The 19,169-nt window shown below is 60.1% G+C and carries 17 protein-coding genes and 4 pseudogenes; 9 read left to right on the forward strand and 12 right to left on the reverse strand.

The window, feature by feature from the left end:
• Positions 1 to 3: 3 nt before the first annotated feature.
• From AC1RKJ_RS22500 to AC1RKJ_RS22515, 4 genes are all read right to left on the reverse strand, one after another.
• Positions 4 to 1,470, reverse strand: coding sequence for a TolC family protein (locus tag AC1RKJ_RS22500; RefSeq protein WP_492793273.1), 1,467 nt, complete (start codon positions 1,468 to 1,470; stop codon positions 4 to 6).
• 9 nt (positions 1,471 to 1,479) lie between these two features.
• Positions 1,480 to 1,773 carry a hypothetical protein gene (locus AC1RKJ_RS22505; RefSeq protein WP_492793274.1) on the reverse strand — a complete coding sequence of 98 codons (294 nt, stop codon included), beginning with the start codon at positions 1,771 to 1,773 and terminating at the stop codon, positions 1,480 to 1,482.
• Between the two features lie 78 nt (positions 1,774 to 1,851).
• The gene (locus AC1RKJ_RS22510; protein ID WP_492793275.1) at positions 1,852 to 2,331 is read right to left on the reverse strand and encodes a hypothetical protein; all 480 of its coding nucleotides are present in this window, start codon (positions 2,329 to 2,331) and stop codon (positions 1,852 to 1,854) included.
• Between the two features lie 134 nt (positions 2,332 to 2,465).
• On the reverse strand, positions 2,466 to 2,693 hold the full coding sequence (locus AC1RKJ_RS22515) for a metal-sensitive transcriptional regulator (RefSeq protein WP_181206986.1): 228 nt from the start codon (positions 2,691 to 2,693) through the stop codon (positions 2,466 to 2,468).
• A gap of 39 nt (positions 2,694 to 2,732) precedes the next feature.
• On the opposite strand from AC1RKJ_RS22515, the pseudogene AC1RKJ_RS22520 reads away from it, so the two are divergent.
• Positions 2,733 to 2,915 (forward strand): annotated as a pseudogene (locus tag AC1RKJ_RS22520) (heavy metal-binding domain-containing protein); the annotation flags it as partial.
• Between the two features lie 314 nt (positions 2,916 to 3,229).
• Here the strand turns inward: AC1RKJ_RS22520 and AC1RKJ_RS22525 are convergent.
• The gene (locus AC1RKJ_RS22525; RefSeq protein ID WP_492793276.1) at positions 3,230 to 3,538 is read right to left on the reverse strand and encodes a cytochrome b; all 309 of its coding nucleotides are present in this window, start codon (positions 3,536 to 3,538) and stop codon (positions 3,230 to 3,232) included.
• On the opposite strand from AC1RKJ_RS22525, the pseudogene AC1RKJ_RS22530 reads away from it, so the two are divergent.
• Positions 3,530 to 3,956, forward strand: a pseudogene (locus AC1RKJ_RS22530) (iron exporter MbfA); the annotation flags it as partial. The gene AC1RKJ_RS22525 and the pseudogene AC1RKJ_RS22530 sit on opposite strands and share 9 nt — an antisense overlap.
• Before the next feature lie 148 nt (positions 3,957 to 4,104).
• Here AC1RKJ_RS22530 and AC1RKJ_RS22535 read toward each other — a convergent pair.
• Genes AC1RKJ_RS22535 through dsbD form a run of 4 tightly spaced genes read right to left on the reverse strand, consistent with a single transcriptional unit; the run spans position 4,105 to position 7,580 of the window.
• Positions 4,105 to 4,353, reverse strand: coding sequence for a hypothetical protein (locus AC1RKJ_RS22535; RefSeq protein WP_492793277.1), 249 nt, complete (start codon positions 4,351 to 4,353; stop codon positions 4,105 to 4,107).
• Between the two features lie 47 nt (positions 4,354 to 4,400).
• Positions 4,401 to 5,087, reverse strand: coding sequence for a L,D-transpeptidase (locus tag AC1RKJ_RS22540; protein ID WP_492793278.1), 687 nt, complete (start codon positions 5,085 to 5,087; stop codon positions 4,401 to 4,403).
• Positions 5,088 to 5,726 carry a DsbA family protein gene (locus AC1RKJ_RS22545; RefSeq protein ID WP_492793279.1) on the reverse strand — a complete coding sequence of 213 codons (639 nt, stop codon included), beginning with the start codon at positions 5,724 to 5,726 and terminating at the stop codon, positions 5,088 to 5,090.
• A 27-nt stretch (positions 5,727 to 5,753) separates the two neighbouring features.
• Positions 5,754 to 7,580 carry a protein-disulfide reductase DsbD gene (gene dsbD, locus AC1RKJ_RS22550; RefSeq protein WP_492793280.1) on the reverse strand — a complete coding sequence of 609 codons (1,827 nt, stop codon included), beginning with the start codon at positions 7,578 to 7,580 and terminating at the stop codon, positions 5,754 to 5,756.
• Positions 7,581 to 7,681: 101 nt separating this feature from the next.
• On the opposite strand from dsbD, the gene AC1RKJ_RS22555 reads away from it, so the two are divergent.
• Complete coding sequence (locus AC1RKJ_RS22555) at positions 7,682 to 8,347, forward strand: response regulator (RefSeq protein WP_492793281.1); 666 nt, start codon at positions 7,682 to 7,684, stop codon at positions 8,345 to 8,347.
• Positions 8,344 to 9,690 carry an ATP-binding protein gene (locus tag AC1RKJ_RS22560; RefSeq protein WP_492793282.1) on the forward strand — a complete coding sequence of 449 codons (1,347 nt, stop codon included), beginning with the start codon at positions 8,344 to 8,346 and terminating at the stop codon, positions 9,688 to 9,690. Before AC1RKJ_RS22555 ends, AC1RKJ_RS22560 begins: the two co-directional genes overlap by 4 nt.
• An 862-nt stretch (positions 9,691 to 10,552) precedes the next feature.
• On the opposite strand, the gene dmeF is transcribed toward AC1RKJ_RS22560, so the two are convergent.
• Positions 10,553 to 11,830 carry a CDF family Co(II)/Ni(II) efflux transporter DmeF gene (gene dmeF, locus AC1RKJ_RS22565; protein WP_492793283.1) on the reverse strand — a complete coding sequence of 426 codons (1,278 nt, stop codon included), beginning with the start codon at positions 11,828 to 11,830 and terminating at the stop codon, positions 10,553 to 10,555.
• A gap of 9 nt (positions 11,831 to 11,839) precedes the next feature.
• Positions 11,840 to 12,118, reverse strand: a pseudogene (locus tag AC1RKJ_RS22570) (metal/formaldehyde-sensitive transcriptional repressor).
• A 72-nt stretch (positions 12,119 to 12,190) separates the two neighbouring features.
• Between AC1RKJ_RS22570 and AC1RKJ_RS22575 the strand changes: the two are divergent.
• Genes AC1RKJ_RS22575 through AC1RKJ_RS22590 form a run of 4 tightly spaced genes read left to right on the forward strand, consistent with a single transcriptional unit; the run spans position 12,191 to position 18,307 of the window.
• Positions 12,191 to 12,469: a metal-sensing transcriptional repressor gene (locus tag AC1RKJ_RS22575; protein ID WP_492793284.1), complete on the forward strand. Its 279-nt coding sequence runs from the start codon at positions 12,191 to 12,193 to the stop codon at positions 12,467 to 12,469.
• Positions 12,470 to 12,503: 34 nt separating this feature from the next.
• A complete protein-coding gene (locus AC1RKJ_RS22580) occupies positions 12,504 to 13,721 on the forward strand; it encodes an efflux RND transporter periplasmic adaptor subunit (protein ID WP_492793285.1) in 1,218 nt (405 codons plus the stop codon).
• Between the two features lie 3 nt (positions 13,722 to 13,724).
• Entirely contained in the window at positions 13,725 to 16,964 is a 3,240-nt protein-coding gene (locus AC1RKJ_RS22585) for an efflux RND transporter permease subunit (RefSeq protein WP_492793286.1), read from the forward strand.
• A 17-nt stretch (positions 16,965 to 16,981) separates the two neighbouring features.
• A complete protein-coding gene (locus AC1RKJ_RS22590) occupies positions 16,982 to 18,307 on the forward strand; it encodes a cation diffusion facilitator family transporter (RefSeq protein ID WP_492793287.1) in 1,326 nt (441 codons plus the stop codon).
• A 290-nt stretch (positions 18,308 to 18,597) separates the two neighbouring features.
• Here AC1RKJ_RS22590 and AC1RKJ_RS22595 read toward each other — a convergent pair whose 3' ends face one another.
• Positions 18,598 to 18,966, reverse strand: a complete 369-nt coding sequence (locus AC1RKJ_RS22595; RefSeq protein ID WP_492793288.1) for a c-type cytochrome — start codon at positions 18,964 to 18,966, stop codon at positions 18,598 to 18,600.
• Here AC1RKJ_RS22595 and AC1RKJ_RS22600 point away from each other — a divergent pair.
• Positions 18,956 to 19,162, forward strand: a pseudogene (locus tag AC1RKJ_RS22600) (ATPase, T2SS/T4P/T4SS family); the annotation flags it as partial. The gene AC1RKJ_RS22595 and the pseudogene AC1RKJ_RS22600 overlap by 11 nt on opposite strands.
• Positions 19,163 to 19,169: the final 7 nt, after the last annotated feature.

Raw genomic sequence — 19,169 nt, forward strand, 5'->3', positions numbered from 1 at the left:
CCATCAATGGCCGCCGCCACCGCCCGCTTGGGCGGTGGTCGTGGGGCGGGATTCCTTCTGAGTGTCTCCAGAGCCGCCACCGTTGATGGCGGTCTGCAGGTCGGATTGCGCCAACCAAAAGTCGCGTTTGGCTTGGATTCCGGCGCGCAGCGAGGCGATGCGTTGCCGTGCCTCGGTCAACAGGGCGAAGACGTCGACCTGCATGCTGCTGAACCGTAGTTGCATCTCCTCGGTGATAATTTTTCGGAGTGGCAGAACCTCGCGCTGGTACTGTCCGGCGATCTCGTAGGTCGAGCGGTAGACGCGGTAGGCATCCCTTGCCTCCGAACGCACGTTGACGGCCTTCTCCGTCAGCCGATTAAAGGCCTGGTTGTAGGTCTCGCTGGCCTGCCGGACCCGGACCTCACCGCCATCGAAGATCGGAATCTGGAATTGGATATCGAAGCCGCGCTCGCGAAACCGGGAGCCATCGGGATCCCTGGTGGTCTTCGCAATTCCCGCAACATCGAGCAGTGTGACGAAACGGCTGGCTTCCGTCAGATTGAGCGCCTTCGCGAGCGCAACGAGTTCGATCCGGGCAATCTGCAGGTCGATCCGATGCGTCACTGCATCGACCTCGATCAGAGGCAGCGCAGATGGGCGGCGCGGCGGCACCGGGAGTGCCTTCGGAAGCCGGAAGGCAAGGCCTCCGTCCCAAAGGCCCAGGAGTCGGGCGAGCCGCTCGCGCGAGCTGGTCGCCTCCTGACGCGTGGAAGCGAGATCCGCGGTCGTCTCTGCGTAGAACACCTGCTCGCGGGCTTGATCGAGTTTGTTGAGCGAACCGGTTTCGCCAAGCTTCGAAGCCAGCTTGGCGGTGGACTCCGCCGTCGATTTCGCGTCGGTCAACAAACCGACCAATTCATTGGCGGCAACCGCACGGTAATAGAATCGCCGAACATCGGACGCGAGCCGCAGCGTCTCCAGTGCGGCCCGTAGTTGCGCCTGCCGGAACCGTTGTCTTGCGATCTCCGAGCGGAACGGCAGCGTTGCCAGCGCGAGAATGTCGCCGACGACTTGACGCTCAATCTCGACCGTGCCGCCGCCCGCGATCCGCGAGATCGAGAAGGTCGGGTTCGGCGGCAGACTCTCCTGAACAAGGTCTGCTTCCGCCAGCGCCAATTCGTTGTAGGCCGCCTGCAGCCCACGATTGTTGAGCAGCGCGATCTGAACCGCGGTTTCGACGTTGAGCGTCCGGTGCAGCAGGCGCTTGACGCTGTCGTCCGCCCGTTGCGCGTCGTCCACCGAGCGGATCGCGATCACGTCCTTCTTGATCGTGTTGCTGGCGATGTCGGCCACGGCCGTCATGCCGCCATCAGGCGAAAACGTGGCGCAGCCGGAAAGCAAAAGCGAGATCGAGACTGCCAATATTGCACGATGTCTGCGAGCGACTGGGAGCGAACGGCGATGCCCGACGTAGTCGATGTTTGTCATGGGACGCTCCTATTGCCCGGACTTCGGCGTCGGAGTGACGCGTTGGTTCTGTTCCTTCCAACCGGACGGCACCGTCGGACGCAGGCTGCTGTAAGGCGCTATGCTCGACCGGTAGCCGACGCCTGCGACCTTCGCGCCGGGATCCGCGGGATCTTTGCCGACCAGCGGCGCAGTAGGCAGCACGCAGCCGCCGAGCATCATGGCCGCAAAGGCCAGTCCCGCGAATGCTCCAAACCTGATTTCGAATAGTCTGCCCACCACCGAACCAACGGCGGCGGAAGTCGCCCCAATCTGCGCTGACATAATACTTTCCTGAACTGACGATGAACTACAGGTGCGCGTACCCTGAACGGGCGCAGCACCGCGTCACACTTGGTCAGATCAGGAAATGGGGGGGCGATAGCGCTGTGGGGGCGCGTTGTCGGTCAGCTTCCGGTAGCTTTCGGCCTCGCGCACGGCCTTCGGCACCAATGGCTTTGCCACGTCGACGAGCGTCGCAGGAAGCGCGGTGACGCACATCAGGCCGCAGCATTTTCCGTCCGACGAATGCGGTGCCTTCGCGGGGCTAGAGCCGTCATTCAACGCGATCGGATTCGCGTGATGCTCCCCTGCGGCATGCGCATGGCTTTGGATGCCGGAGTGATCATGGAGATGTCCGTCCTTGTGGACATGCGGCACGATGCCTTCGTTGTGCACATGGACCACGCCGGGCCCTTGATCGTCGTCGGTCAGACAATAGGGTGTGGCATGACCGCCGGGCAACGCGAAGGAGATCGTCGGGGCCAGCACGCAAAACAGATAGGCTAGGGCAACCAGCCATCCTGCCCTCAACCGCTGCGTCCTGGTAAGGCCGACGAACATTCCGCGTCAATACTTTCGATTTACCCAGTTAGGATTCGGAAACATAGCCGCGAAAGCTCCGGCCGCCAAGACGGAACCGGACCGGATGATCATCGTTCCGCACGTCCTATGACGGCCATCAGTACCGCAATCTTCTAGCGCTGATTCGCCTTGTCGCCACTCGCGGTCGCATGTTCGACGCGGTGCGAGACGTGATCCTTGACCTCCTCCTCGACGCGCCGCAGTGCGGCCCGGACGGCGGATATCTGCGTCACGATGTCGATGCAGTACCGTTCCTCGTCGACCATCTTGGACAAGCCTCGCACTCGTCCCTCGATTGGGCTCAGGCGTTTTTGACAGGACGTCTTGATGTCTTTGCACATTTCCATATGCCCCTACAGGTATGGGTTGCGGCGAGACGTCATTTCTGTTCGGCTGGTTGCCGCACCAAGTTCGCGGCCACGCCGCAACAGTGTCTCGACAAGTCCGTGACCCTACGGTCGGCGGACGTTCCCGAGGGCACCATCTGCACCTGCCCGATGCATCCGAAGATCCGGCAGATAGGCCCGGGTAGCTGTCCCATCTGTGGAATGGCGCTGCAGCCGACATGACCCGTCTCCGCTGTGCGATTATCCCAGGCACTGACTGAGGCTAGATAGGTTCGCTACAAAATTGGAAGTGAGCCGGTCGGGCCATTTGCGCCTGGCCGAGTTGGGGCGTATCGGCGCGGCGTTGGGTCGCGCGCGTCGGTCGGGCTCCTCTTCAAAAGCTTCCGATCTTGCCCGTCGCCATCCATAGCGATGAGACTGGAGAAAACTACCTATGCGAGAAGCATCAGCTGCGCAGCGCGATTCTTGAAATGCCGGTAATTCATCGGTTTCGAGGTAGACCTGCGGCGGAAGTACGCGCTCGCGTAAATTCAAGATCGAAAGGTCCGGGCGAGAGGAAGCATCCGTTGCATGACCCGGTCTCTAATCAGAAACAGATGTATCAATACCGCCGCGACGTGAATTACGATAGTGATGAGCAAGCCCCATTCCGCGATTTGATGCCAACCGCCGATCACACGACCAACCGTAGCGTCGGAATTGGTCAGCATCGGTAGCGGCACCGCAAATAAAAACGAAATGTGCCAACCACGAAACGATGCGAAGAACCAACCCGTCAATGTGGTGATAAAAACCAGCGCATAGAGCAGCCAATGCGAACCTTCCGAGCCAAGGGGCACGAAGACATTGCAGCGAAGCTCAGCGACACACTTCTAACCCCGGACGTCCGCGCGGAGGAAGACAAAACCAGCAAGCGCATGTTCGTTCTGCAATACGTGCAGCCCGGTCTCGCAGGCCTTATGGATGGCTCGGTGTCGACACTTGCGCCGCTTTTTGCGGCGGCTTTCGCCACCCATCACAACTGGCAAACGTTTCTAGTAGGTCTGGCGGCGTCGATCGGAGCGGGTATCAGCATGGGCTTCGCCGAGGCGCTATCCGACGATGGCTCCTGCGGGCGCGGTCGTGTTCGTCGAACTTTGGGCTATAGCGTACGTGCGTGCGAAATACATGGATACGCCGTTCCTCCAGGCCGCTTTCCAGATCGTACTCGGAGGGACCATTGTCTTGGGTGTGGGTATCCTCATTGGTGGCGCCTGACCGGGAAGTCTCCGCGAGCAATTTGTTGCCTGCAGCATTGGCGAACGCGACGCCGATTAGCCAGGAATTCTTGGACTCGCACGCAGATCGCATCTCTCAACAACTCCGCATGCCTTGGGACTACGCGGGAGCCGGAATGGCCCGGTGGTCACCCGCTGGGTGGCGCCTTGATGAGGGGGGAATATTGGTTTGAGCCCGTTTCGTGGTCATGATGGTCCATGAGATCAAGGGCGATGCCGATGGACGCAACGACGTACGCCGTAACCCATACCCAGAGATTGCCCAGGACGAGCAAAGGCCTGAACATGCCAAGTCCCAGGCTTGCCGCCACGGCCATGGTCAGAATGAGCGGCGGCCACGGCACTGAATTTGGACTTTGATTTTCATCCACATTCATCCGGATTTCCTAGTTTGCTAACGGACTTGCGCCAGCATTCATGCGCATCACCGAACCACGACCTTCGAACCATCAGGCACGCGGCTATAAAGGTCTATGATGTCCTGGTTGACCATTCGAATGCAGCCCGACGAGACGGCTTTGCCGATGCTCGACGGCTCGGTCGTGCCGTGAATACGAAACAACGTGTCCTTGCCATTCTTGAAAAGATACAAGGCACGCGCGCCTAATGGATTTCGGGCACCCCCATCCATGCCCTTTTGCCAGGGTTTGTAGCGGGCGGGTTCGCGTTTGATCATGTCGCTGGTCGGTGTCCAGTGCGGCCATTTCTTTTTGTATTCGACCGTCGCGGTCCCGGTGAATTCCAGACCCGCTTTCCCGACGCCGACACCGTAGCGCAACGCTTTCCCATGTTCTTGCACCAGGTAAACGAAACGCTCATGCGGATCGACGACGATCGTTCCGACCGGCTCGCGGGTCGGAAAATCGACCACCTGCCGAAGATATTTGGGGTCGATGTCAGCGACATCGACGGCATCGACCTTATATGGCTCGTTGGTCGGCGCGGCGTAAGCCCGGGCAGCCATCGGATTCGCCTGAGTTGAGAATGCAACGGGAGCCGGCGTGGACGACGTTGTGGTACATCCAGCCAAAATCGCCATCCCGGCAAAAACCACAGCTGCGCTGCCGGCTCGTCGAAAGCGGGCAACGGAGTTCGTCTCAAACGGTGTCATTTATTTCATTGCCTGGCTACGCGCGTCGGCAACCGCACGCTTGAAACCGTCATAGGTCAGAGCTGACGTCACTTTGTAATGACCGATGAGATAAGCCGGCGTTCCCTGCAATCCCAGTGAGTCGGCCTGGGCAAGGTTGCGCCGGAGCAAGGCCGTGATCTCGTCACCGTGAGCCTTGAGATCCGCGTCGAGCTTGTCCATGTCGACACCCGATTTGCGAATCGCCGCGAGCATCTGGTCTTCAGGAATCTTGGTGCCGGAAATCGACATCAGCGCGGCATGAACCGCATCGTATTTGCCTTGATACTTTGCGGCCAGCGCCAACTGCGCGCCGTAGACGGACGCTTTGGTGAGGATTGGCCAGTCTTTGTAGACAAGGCGAATATGACCATCCTCTTTTACAACCTTCTCAAGGGCTGGCTCTGCCTTCTTGCAGAAGGGGCAATTGTAATCGAAGAATGTCACGACCGTCAGATCGCCTTTCGGATTTCCCGCAACGGGCGTCGCCGGATCATTTAGGATCGCCTCCGCAGACGTATCGGGATCCTGCGCGAACGCATTGGAAACGGCCATCGGCGTCAGCAGCGCCAACGACAGGATCGAGCGAATAGCAAAATTGTTTAGACGTGCGACGAGCATGATATCTCTCCTCAGTGAATTGACGTTTCAGGATGGTTGAAGCTGATTGAGCCGCTTCAGGAACGTGTCTGAATCGACGGGTCCGACGATTCTTGCAGCGGATATTTCCCTGCTGTCTCGCGCGTTCAGAAAAATAATTGTTGGGGGTCCGACAACGCCGAATCTCTTCATCAATGACCGGGTGTTTTCGTTGTAGTTGGTGGCGTCCGCACGGATCAGCGTGAAATCGCGCAAACGAGTTAAAACTGCCGCGTCTGAAAAGACGGTGCGATCCATGACCTTGCATTCGATGCACCAATCGGCCGAGAAATCGAGCACCACGGGCTTGCTGTCCTGGCGTGCTCTTGCAATCGCCTCATCGAGCGCCTGCGATGTGGTGACGGTTTCGAATTTGGCCGCATGAGCAGCGGTGAAAGGCGCGAATGCGGTAATTCCAGCGAGTTGTCCCAGCAAGCCGAACGAACCAGCGACGGCGGAAATCATCAGAAGCGCCCCGAAACCCAGCGATGTTATCCCTGTCACGACAGGCCACCTGCGCCATGCTTGCCCCCGGCTTCGCGCGCGAAGCTGCGGCACCGCCAGATAGACGCCGGCACCAGCGAGGCCCACGCCCCACAAAACCAAACCCATCCAGGTCGGAATAACGCGCGATATCACCCAGATCGCAACTCCGAGAAAAACGAAGCCGAATACGTGCTTCACCTGTGCCAGCCACGGACCGGACCGGGGCAGGATACTCGCGCCGAACGTGCCAAACGCCAGCAACGGCAAACCCATCCCGATGCCTAATGCGAACAGCGCCGACGCGCCACGCCAGGCGTTTCCGGTCTGAGCAACATAGACCAGCGCCGCCGCCAGTGGCGGCGTCACGCAAGGGCCTACGATCAATGCGGAGCCGAATCCCATCATCGCGGCCCCGCCAAGCGATCCGGCACGGCGGCTACCGGCGCCGACGATACGGCTCTGCCACGCTTGCGGAAGTTGCAGGTCGTAGAGACCGAACATGGAGAGCGCGAGCGCCACGAAAATTGCGCTCATCAGGCCGAGCGCGAGCGGCGTCTGTAGCGCAGCCTGCAGGTTCTGTCCGGACCAGGCGACGACCACTCCCAGAGATGCATAAGCAAGCGCCATCGCTACGACGTAGGCGCCTGACAGCACAAAGCCGCGTTGGGCCGTCAGCTTCTCGCCCGACTGCGCCAGCATCCCGGACAGGATCGGTATCATCGGAAATACGCAAGGCGTGAAGGCCAACAGCAAGCCAAACCCGACAAAGGCGGCAAGCATTGAAGTAAAACTTCCGCTAAGATCGGGCTTGTCCGGCTGTGTCCCTATTCCTTCGCCACGCGATTCGCTCGGCCGTCCCAAGGCCGGATCGGAAATCCAGTTGCTGCTCGACTGTGCCGCTGGCGCGGTCCGACCAGCCGGCTCGGCAACCGACAGCGTTTTCAAATCGATCGTTTTGGTCACCGGCGGATAGCAAATCCCCTGCTCGGCACACCCCTGAAAGGACACCACGACCTCGCTCCGGCCGGCCAGCGATTCCGCAGACACTGTGGCCTGCACCTGCCGGTGATAGATTTCCGTCTCTCCGAATGACGGGTCGTCTTTCATGGCTCCGGCAGGTGTACTTACTTCGACCGGGGCACCTTGCTGGCTCGTGACCTTGATCTTGTCGCGATAGAGGTAATTGCCTGGCGCTATCGCCCAGTTCAGGATCAAAGCACCGTGCGCGCCGTGCGCGACGTTTAGTTGAAAAACCTTGTCAGCCCCCGGCGGGCTCTGTGCTTGCGCGGATGCAGCCACGGAGGTGAACAGAAGAAAGCCGAAGAGTATCCGTAGACAGGCGTTTCGCATGACAATCCAAAAAAATAGGGTGGAGGCTGATTTCGCTGCCCTACCTTAAGGCAGCCTTAAGGCTCGCCTGCGACGTGCCGGTTTGGTGAAACGAGGACGTGATGCGAATTCTGGTTGTTGAGGATGATCCGATTCTGCTTGACGGTTTAAAAGCTGGCTTGAGCCTGGTGGGCGCCACCGTCGACGCGGTCACCTCGTGCGCGGACGGTCTGACCGCGCTGGCAACGGCATCATTTGATGCCGTTGTGCTGGACCTGATGCTGCCGGACGGTTCCGGACTCGATTTGCTGTCAAACATTCGCGCCGCGGGAAATACCACGCCCGTTCTTCTCCTGACCGCGCTTGACGAGGTCGCCGATCGGATCAAAGGGCTCGACGCTGGCGCCGACGATTACTTGGGAAAACCGTTCGATCTGGATGAACTGGCCGCGCGCGTGCGCGCCATCGTTCGGAGAAAAGCAGGCCGTGCCGCGCCGCATCTTGCGTACAACGGGATCACGCTTGATCCGGCGACACTCACCGCATCCGCGGCCGGAAAAACGATAAGCCTGTCTCGGCGCGAGTTTGCGCTTCTTTCCGCGTTAATGGAGCGGCCAGGAACGATCCGCTCGAAGAGCGATCTTGAAGAGCGACTGTACGGCTGGCAGGACGAGGTCGAAAGCAATGCCGTCGAAGTGCATATTCATAATCTTCGCAATAAAATTGGGCGCGATCTCATCGAGACCGTGCGTGGCATAGGATATCGAATGCGGGACGCCAGATCATGATTACCCGTTCCATGAGAGGTCGCCTCTTCATCGTACTAGCGGCCGCAACTGGGCTGATCTGGCTATGCGCAAGCGCATGGGTGTTTTTCCAGACCCGCAGCGAGGTCGAGCATGTGCTGGATACCCGGCTCCAGGAAGCGGCCCGCATGGTTAGCTCGCTGGCCATCAACGGCGCCGGGGTGGCATCAAGTACATCGCGACCCGGCGTGCAGCCGTTGCCCGAGGCTGCAAGCTACGAGCGACAGTTGTCGTGCCAGATCTGGTCGCTGGATGGTCGACTGGTTGCACGATCAAGCGGTGCACCCAACGACCGCCTCGGCAATGAGACGGATGGCTTCTCCGATCAGAACGTGGGCGGCGAGACATGGCGCGTCTATGCCATTTCCGATTCGGCCAAGGGTATCCGCGTGCTCGTCGGAGATCGGCTCGGACTGCGAGAGCGGCTTGTGAGCGACCTGATCAAAGGTCTGCTCTGGCCTGCGATGCTGATCGTTCCGTTGCTCGGATTTCTGATCTGGAACATTCTGGGACGGGGGCTGCGACCGCTTCAACTCATGGCGGCTGATTTGACGAATCGAAACGTCGACGACATGAGTCCCGTCGATGCAAGTCACGCACCTCCCGAGCTGGCTCCTCTCGCAAACTCCCTGAACAGCCTGTTTTCAAAGGTTGAAACTGCACGCCGCCATGAACGCGAGATAACAGCCTTTGCCGCTCATGAATTGCGCACGCCGCTTGCCGGATTAAAGACACAGGCGCAAGTCGCCATCGCAACGCTGGATCCTGAGGCGCGAGCAAGAGCACTTCGTCTCATTGTGATCTCGGTGGATCAAACCTCCAGACTGGTGCGTCAATTGCTGGCAGTCGCACGGATCGACGCACAGGATGACGTCCAACGGACCGATGACGTCAACCTCGGCCAAATTCTCGAGGAAATCATATCGACCGACCCCCTCGCCAACTCAGCCAAGGTCGTTTTGGATCCCGCACTTTACGAGATTGGTATCGCGACAAATCGCGATCTTCTGACGTTGGCACTGCGAAATCTTCATGAAAATGCAGTTCAGCATATCAATAACAACGGCAGCGTAGACTGGAGTGTTTCTTGCAGCAAAACTTGCGTCACAATTGTTGTCGATGACGACGGGCCCGGTATTCCTGACTCCGAACTGGGGCTTGTGACAACGCGGTTTTTTCGCGGCCGTCACAAAAGTCCTTACGGCAGCGGCTTGGGACTTTCGATCGTCCAGCTTGCGGCTGAAAAGCTTGACGCTTCGTTGGTCTTGAAGAACCAGAGCGATGGAAATGGTCTTCGCGTCACGCTGTCTCTGCCCAACGGATAGCAATCGCAGCATTTCTACCAGCCGGGATTGGTCACTCTGCGAAACGAGCGACCGCTCACTGATGCGACCGGCAAGATCCTGCTGACTGAATTTGCGTATGGCGGCAAGGTCATGCCGAGTGGCTTTATTAGGACCACAAGCACAGCGGCGGCGTATTCGGAATCTCTCACAAGGCGCGGAATTTTGTGAAGGCAAAACAGCCAAAAGCCTACGGACCGTTCCTGCTCCGTCTTTGAAACAAGAATTTGACGCCGACTACAACTCCCATCAAAGCCGCCATAACAAGTGCGTCCCTCCTAATGATAGCCCGAGAGAAGTGCCACTCGAAATGCGCGACGTAAGCAACGGCGTAGGCCAGTGCAGGCGCACTCGCCAGAGCTACAAACAAACTTATCAATTTGTGTGAATTGTCTGCCATATGCTACCTTAAATGTCGATGCCTGCTACGAACAAGCCGTCATAAGGTTTAATTTCAACTGTTATCCCGGAACGCTTATGGGTAGACTAACGGCGCAGCAATAACGCTGCGCCTACTTTCGCCCCGCCCACACGGCGGGGCTTTTTTTGGCTGCATCAAAAGGGCAATGATGCTGACCATTGCTGGGCCAAGCATTCTGGCCAGTGATTTCTGGTCAGGCATCTCGCACACCGGGCAAGTCGGCGACGGATGTTCACTGCATCGAGTGATTGTCATGCTGAATTGTTCTAACTTGGCGAGGTCGGCGCGTTGGTTTTGACACTGGCGAAGTGTGCGCAGGCATCGCTTTCACTTCCGTTCGCGCGAACCTCGACGAGGCGCCGCAACTATCCGCCGCGCACGATAGTGAAGCCTGATTCGTAGATCCTCATTGATCCCGTCGCACTAGCCTGCTGCGGCTTGATTGCTGACCTCGATTGTGAGGTGGGACAAATCGCCGAACTTGCTGAGGTTGCGGCGATAATATTCGGCACCGCGATGTTTCTCGGTCGCGACGGCGACGATTGCTCCGAGGTGCCCCGGTCCCAGCCGCCAGAGATGCAGGTCGGTCACCCGATCTCCATCGCTCTCGATCGTCTGCCTGACCTTTTCCGCCATGCGCGGATCCGGATTGCGGTCCAGCAGGATGCCGCCTGTGTCCCGCAACAGGCCGAACGACCAGTTTGCGATAACGAACGCGCCAATCAGACCGGCGAGCGGATCCATCCAGAGCCACCCAAAGGTGCGCGCGAGGAGAAGTCCGACAATCACCAGCACCGAAACCGCTGCATCGGCCGCGACGTGAACGATCGCGGCCCGCATATTGTTGTCACGATGATGGGCGCTCGCAGGCGCATCATGATCGTGTTCTTCGAAACTCTCTTCAAATTCCTTGAACTGATCGCCCTGCTTCAGGCGAACCTTGGCCACGAACTCATGAGGTTCCGGAATTTCGTCGATCGATTCCAGATATCCTCCACGATCCGCGAATGTGAATGTCTGTCTGCTGCCAGCAGGTCTTATAGTTTCAACGGTGACATGCGAGGCATGCAACTGCAAACCATCCGGAAGCTGCAATCGGAAACGCGGCGGCACGCCGTTTTCAAAAACCTCAAGTTCGATGACGCCGGCTCCTAGGTCGATCCGGCGGACATCCTCACCATGACCGTGTGGATGCTCGTGGCCATGTGAATGACCATGGCCATGACTGTGTCCGTGGTGACCGCCGGACAGCAGCCACGCACTTGCCAGGTTGACGCCAAGACCGAGCACGGCAATCGGAATAGCCTCGTTGAAACTGATGGCGACCGGGGACAGGAAACGCGATATCGCCTCATAACCGATCAGCAACGCGATCATCGCCAATATGATTGCGCTACTGTATCCGGCGAGATCCCCGAACTTTCCGGTGCCGAAGGTGAAATTCCTGTCGCCGGCATGTCGGCGCGCATATGTATAGGCCAACGCCGCCAACAGAAGCGCGCCGGCGTGCGTCGACATGTGCAGACCGTCGGCGATAAGAGCCAATGATCCGAACAGTGCGCCGCCGACGATCTCTGCGATCATCATGACGCCGCACAGCGCGATGACCGCCCAGGTCCGCCGCGCGGCCTTGTCGTGATCTTCTCCTAAAAATACGTGATTATGCGCGGCGAGAGGATCGAACGTTCGGTCGGCGTCCATGGCGTGTCCTTACTTCAGGTAGGTGTGAACGACTTCGATCAGTTGATCCGCCGCGTCCGAATTGAGCGCACCGGGGTTCTTCTGGGGGTCGACCAAATGGGTGCGGATATGATCCTAGACCACCTCGGCCATCAGCCCCGCGACACTCCCCCGGATGCCGGCGATCATGTGCATGATGCGTTCACACTCGGCTTCTTCGCTCAAGGCACGCTCGATGGCTTCGACTTGCCCGCGGATACGGCGGACGCGCGCAAGCAGCCTCTTCTTCTCTCGGATGGTATGGCTCATGCGACAATATAGCCGACCCCCCTATCCTTTTCAAGGATTGGCTTATCCCCCCGGGGAGGATATGTTCCGTGGATGGCAAAAATTCACGTTCACGAAACTCATTCCAATATCGTCAAGCGGCTCCGTCGCGCCGAGGGACATCTTCGCCGGGTCATCGGCATGTTCGACGAAGGTCGGTCATGCCTGGATCTGGCTCAGCAGCTTCACGCGGTCGAGAAGGCCGTCGGCGAGGCGAAGCGAACGCTGATCCATGACCACGTCGACCACTGCCTCGATCTCGCCGTGAGCGGACCCGGCAAATCGACAAGAACCGTCGTCGACGAGTTCAAAGCCATTTCCAAATATCTGTGACGGTGTCCGCGCTGGTCCACGTCGGAAGAGTATCATGATGAGTCGCTCGACGATCGTTGTGCTTGCGTTCGCGGCAGGAGCCGCGATTTTCGCGCTCGCGCCGGGGCTGTCGACGACCGTCCAACGGGCAGTCGGGATGGGACCGCAGACGAAGATAGCACTCTCGCCGAAGCCGTCGGCGCCTGAGCCGATCTCCGGCCTTCTTCCTATGAGTGATGAGCAGATCAAGCTCGCGCAGATCGATCTGGTCGATGTAGGACCGGCAGCAATCGCCAAGCGTCTCGTCGTTCCGGGTTCGGTTGTTCCCGACGCGGACCGGATCGCGCATGTCTCGGTCAAGCTGTCCGGGACGGTCGCGGAGCTGCGCAAGAATATCGGTGAAGATGTCGCAAAGGGCGAAGTAATCGCCGTCCTCGAGAGCCGCGAGGTCGCGGATGCCAAGAGTGAATATCTGGCAGCCGGACTTACAAACGATCTGCAACAGGATTTGTCCACGCGCGACAAGACACTCTGGGACAGCCGTGTAGGCACCGAACAGCAATACCTGCGGTCGCGCAACGCCGCGGCGCAAACCGAAATGCGGTTGAAAATCGCGCGGCAGAAACTACTCGCGCTGGGACTCGGCGAAGGGGAAATCACCGCGGTGCCCGGGGCTCCGGAAGCTTCGCTTCGACGCCAGGATGTACGCTCACCAATCTCCGGGCGTGTGGCCGAACGCAAGGTCGAGTTGGGAACGGCGGTCGGCCGGGACAGTCTGGAGACCGAATTGTTCGTCGTGGTCGACCTCAGCCGTGTCTGGGTGGAATTGTCTGTCGCCTCCTCCGACCTTCCTTCGATCAAGGAAGGCCAGCCGGTTCAAATTTCCGCGCGCGGTCTCACCGAGACAGCCATCGGCAAGGTCGTCTTCGTAAGCCCGCTGGTCGACAAGGATACGCGCACGGCGCGCGTCGTCGCCGAAATACAGAATCCCGACCGGATGTGGCGTCCGGGCTCGTTCGTCACGGCGGCGATCGCTCTCAACGAGCGGACCGTGCCCGTCGTGGTGCCGGCGACCGCAATTCAGAAGTTGGACGGCCAGCCGATCGTATTTGTCCGGACCAAAGGCGGTTTCGAGAAGCGCGACGTCGTGCTGGGCGAGAGGGAGGATCAATCCCTCGAGATCGTGTCCGGCCTGACGCCCGGCGAGTCCATCGCCGCGACGAATACGTTCCCGCTCAAGGCCGAGCTGTCGAAGCCGCGGGACGAGGACTGAGCGATGATCGAACGCATCATCGATTTTTCTGTTCGGCGCCGATGGCTCGTCTTGCTGATCACGCTGGCGGCAGTCGTGTCGGGCTTCTGGTCGCTGACCAAACTTCCGATCGATGCGGTTCCGGACGTCACCAACGTTCAGGTCCAGGTCAATGCAGTGGCCCCGGCGCTGACGCCGGTCGAAATCGAGAAGCAGGTCACCGTGGCACTGGAAACAGTGCTGGCCGGCACGCCCGGTTTGGAATCGACGCGGTCCTTTTCGCGAAACGGTTTTGCCCAGATCACGGCCGTGTTCGCCGACCGCACGAACATCTACTTCGCGCGCCAGCAGGTCTCGGAGCGTATCAACGAGGCCAAGGCCAATCTTCCGCCTGGCGTTGACATCAAGCTTGGGCCGATCTCGACGGGTTTGGGCGAGATCTACTGGTGGGCGGTCGAGTACGCCAAGCCTGGCGCAATTGTTCCGGTTCTCGACGGGCAGCCCGGATGGCAATCGGACGGAACCTACCTGACGCCCGAAGGTGAGCGCCTGACCGACGATTTTCAGCGGACGGTCTATCTGCGCACCGTGCAGGACTGGATCATCCGCCCGCAGATGAAGACCGTTCCGGGGGTGGCTGGCGCCGACGCCATCGGGGGATTCGTCAAGCAATTCCAGGTGCAGCCCGACCCGTCGCGGCTGATCAGCTTCGGACTGTCGCTTAACCAGCTAATCGCGGCCATCGAAGCAAATAACGTAAGCCGCGGCGCCAACTACATCGAGCAAAACGGCGAAGGGTACGTGGTCCGCGCCAGCGGGCGCGTCGAAAACATCGAGGACATCTCGCAAATCGTCGTGGCCACGCGGACCGGCGTCCCGGTCCGCGTCAAGGATGTCGCCGAGGTCGTGATTGGAAAGGAATTGCGGACCGGCAGTGCCAGCGTCAACGGCCGCGAGGTCGTCCTCGGAACGGCGCTCATGCTGATCGGCGGCAATAGCCGCACGGTTGCGGCTGCGGCCGATGCGAAGATCAAGCAGATCAGTCGCACCCTACCGCCCGGCATCTATGCCCACACCGTGCTCAACCGCACGCAATTGGTCGATGCCACGATCGAGACCGTCGCCACCAATCTGGCGGAAGGCGCTCTGCTCGTTATAGTCGTGCTGTTCCTCTTGTTGGGCAACCTGCGGGCCGCGGTAGTGACCGCGTGCGTCATTCCGGTCACCATGATGCTGACCGCAACTGGCATGCTGCAGGGCAGGATCAGCGCCAACCTTATGAGCCTGGGCGCGCTGGATTTCGGACTGATCGTGGACGGCGCGGTGATCATCGCAGAAAACAGTCTGCGCCACCTCGCCGAGCGTCAGCGCGAGTTCGGGCGAGCGCTGGCGTTGGACGAGCGGCTCCAGACCGTCAAGGAATCCGCCATCGAAATGATCCGGCCGACGGTCTACGGCCAACTCATCATCATTCTCGTCTACCTGCCGCTGCTGACGTTTACGGGCGTCGAGGGCAAGACGTTCGAGCCGATGGCGCTGACGGTCATCATCGCGCTCGTCGCGGCCTTCGTCGTCTCGCTGACGTTCGTCCCGGCCATGATTGCACTGGTCGTCACCACACCCGTGAACGAGCAAGAAAACGCCATCATCCGCACGCTGAAGGCCGGCTATGCGCCGCTGTTGACGCGGGTGATCGCGTCACCGCTCCCGGCGATCGGCGTTGCTTCGGTTTTGTTCATCGCGGCGGGTTTGCTGTTCACCAGGCTGGGACAGGAGTTTACGCCGACGCTGGATGAGAAGAACATCGTGATGGAGGTCAAGCGGATCCCGAGTACGTCGATAATCCAATCGCAGGCGATGCAACTCCAGATCGAGAGCGTCGTCAGCAAGTTTCCCGAGGTGGCGTTCGTATTCTCCCGCACCGGAACGCCGGACCTCGCCGCCGACCCGATGCCGCCGAACGCGTCCGACACCTACATCATCGTCAAGCCGCAGGCCGAGTGGCCGGATCCGTCGCTGACCAAGGACGATCTCATCAAGCAGATCGAAGCGGAAGCCTCGAAACTGCCGGGGAACAAACTCGGCTTCTCCCAGCCCATCGAAATGCGGTTCAATGAGCTGATCGCCGGCGTGCGCGAGGATCTGGCGGTCAAGGTGTTCGGCGATGATTTCGAGCAGATGCAGCGAACCGCGAGCAGCATCGCCAGTGTGCTGCGACACATCGACGGCGCCCAGAACGTCAAGGTGGAAGAGACCACCGGTCTTCCGTTCCTGGAGATCAAGATCGACAAAGCCGAAATCGCCCGCCGAGGACTGAGCCTGCTCGCGGTCCAGGATGTGATCGAGGCAGCGATCGGCGGCCGGGTCGCTGGACTGGTCTTCGAGGGGGATCGGCGTTTCCAGATCATCGTCCGGCTGAATGACGCGCTGCGCAACGACATCGCGGCGCTGGAAAACCTGCCGGTCCAACTGCCGCGACTGACTGCAAATGCCGCGGTGGCATCCGTCCCCCTTCGCGCTCTGGCGACATTCGAGCAAACCGAGGGCGCAAACCAGATCAGTCGTGAGAACGGCAAGCGGCGTGTCGTCGCGACGGCCGAAGTCCGTGGGCGGGATATCGGATCGTTGGTTGCCGAGGCGCAGGCGGTCGTCGGAGAGAAGGTCAAGCTGGCGCCCGGGACCTGGCTCTCCTGGGGTGGTCAATTCGAGAATTTCTCCATCGCCCGGCAGCGTCTGATGTTCGTGGTCCCCGGCTGTTTCCTCTTGATCTTCCTGCTGCTGTTCGGCGCCCTTGGCTCCGCACGCGACGCACTTCTGGTCTTCAGCGCGGTGCCCCTGGCGCTTACCGGCGGTATCGCTGCGCTGTGGCTGCGCGGCATGCCGTTTTCGATCTCGGCCGCCGTCGGCTTTATCGCACTTTCAGGCGTCGCCGTTTTGAACGGATTGGTGATGCTCAGCCAGATTCGAAGATTGGTTTCGGAAGGTGTCAGTACCGGCGCCGCCATCAGCCAAGGCGCTCTGACGCGCTTTCGTCCGGTCGTCATGACGGCATTGGTCGCATCGCTGGGTTTCGTGCCGATGGCTCTCGCGACGGGAACAGGGGCGGAAGTGCAGAAGCCGCTGGCGACCGTGGTGATCGGCGGCCTGCTGAGCGCGACGCTGCTGACCTTGTTGGTGTTGCCGGCGCTCTATTCCTACTTCGCATCTGCCGAAAGATCGGCAAAACCCACTAACGCGTTCATTCCGCGCCGTGCGGCCGAATAGAGATTGGGAGCCACGACATGTTGAAGGAAATTCAGGACTGGTTCGGTCTGTCGCCGCAGGAACAATCACTTGGTCTTGGTCACGGGCATGCCGGCGGCAAGGGTCACGGCCACACCCACGGCACGATAGATCCGACCATCGCGACGACGACGCGGGGCATCTGGGCCATCAAATGGTCGTTCGTCGTGTTGGCGATCACGTCCATCCTCCAGCTTGGAGTCGTCGCAATTTCTGGTAGCGTCGCGCTGCTCGCCGACACGATCCACAACGTCGGAGACGCGGTGACCGCAATTCCTCTCTGGATTGCCTTCATGTTGGCGCGCCGCAAGCCGAGCAAGACTTTTACCTATGGTCTGGGGCGCGTCGAGGATCTGGCGGGTGTGATCATTGTTGCGATCATCCTTTTCAGTGCCGTGTTCGCCGGCTATGAGGCGATCGACCGCCTGCTTCACCCGCAGCGTATCAATTTACTTGGCTGGGTGATGGCCGCCGGCATCATCGGATTCCTCGGAAATGAAGCGGTCGCAGTGTTCCGCATTCGGGTCGGCCGCGAGATCAACAGCGCCGCCCTTATCGCCGATGGCTACCATGCTCGCACCGATGGTTTCACAAGCCTTGCGGTTGTCCTGGGTGCGATCGGCGTATGGCTCGGATACCCATTGGCCGATCCAATTGTCGGTCTCCTCATCACCGTCGCCATCTTCGGCATCGTCTGGCAGTCGTCCAAGGCGGTGTTTGTCCGGATGCTCGACGGCGTCGATCCCGCAATCATCGACGAAATCAGGCACGCTGCCGTGCATGTCAAAGATGTCCGCCAGATTCTCGACGTCAAGGCACGCTGGATTGGGCATCGCTTGCTTGCCGACATCGGTGTTCAGGTCGCCCCTGACATGGCCGTGGCTGACGCCGACCGTTTGGCCGAAAGCCTCCGGCATGAGATGCTCGAACACATACCCGCGCTCAGCGTCGCTAACGTGCGTGTTTCCTCTCGAACCGGTGAAGACGCCGGGATTTCCGCCGGCCATCACGCTCCGGAGCCGTTCCAGGTTCGCAGCGAGTTGGCGGAGGGAAAGCTTGCAATCGCGGATACACCGGCGGGCGAGCGGATGCGACTCACGCTGAATCGTTTCGTCGACGAGCTGAGTGCGACCGTGATCATTGACCGCGCCGGACAGGCCGAGACGCTTGTGCTCTTCACCTCTTCGTCAAATCCTTCGATGCTCGAAAGCGCGTCGGCGCCCGCCGAGCCACATGAGTTTGACGCGCGGCTTATTTTGTCGGCGGACGGCAAAGAGGACATTCAGGAATTTCGTATGGAGGAGCCGGCGGGCCACGGTCATTGAAACTCCGAGCAGCCGCCCGCTATGCAACTTGGGTATCCGCCTAGCTAAGACGTCGGCTCAGGCCTCGCCATTCCGGTTGCTGAACCGAACGCCGAGTGTCGGGAATTCCGGACGGCGACGCCACCCAAGCGACGCGCCGGTTGCCGAGTGGTTGCGCACCGTGCAGCTAATCGCCCCTCCCCCGAAGGAAATCGTCGCGGCCTTCGGGATCCGGTGGCGCGGCGCCGATCTATTGTCGTCTTCCATCCACATCCTCCGCTTCCTCCGGCCGACCAACGCTCGCCTTCGGCTCAGTGCTTGTGTTCGCCCCTCTGCGCAGTCTGCATCCCGGCCCCGGCCTTCCCGCCTTTATCCGGTTTCTTATCGCCGCCCTTGTTCATCGACTCCATCTCTTCGTCCGGCGGTGCCCTCGCCACCATGTCCTTGTAGTGCTCTGCGGACAGGCCGGGCAGCTTGGTGACGAAAGCGACGATACTCCAGATGGCCGCATCATCGTGCCCGAGCCCCCAGGCCGGCATGCCACTCATCTTCAAGACATGCTTCGTGACCCAGAACGCCGTCTTTGGATCGATGCGCTGCTCCGTGAGATTCGGGGGCTTCAGGTAGAGGCCGGGCCGGATTTCAGAATCCGATTGCTCCGGCGCAAGATGGCAATTCATCCGCCTCGCCGTGATCAACCGCTATTCGATCCTGCTGTCGAGCGGGACGAGCTCGGGCAAGACCACGTTCGTGAATGCGATCCTCAAGGAAGTGCCGGTCGACGAGCGCATCATCACCATCGAGGATACGCGGGAGATCAACCCGGTCCAGAAGAACTACCTGCCGCTCATTGCCTTCAAGAGCGACCAAGGAGAGCGACAAC

This window comes from Afipia sp. GW822-FHT04G07 (assembly GCF_058800765.1).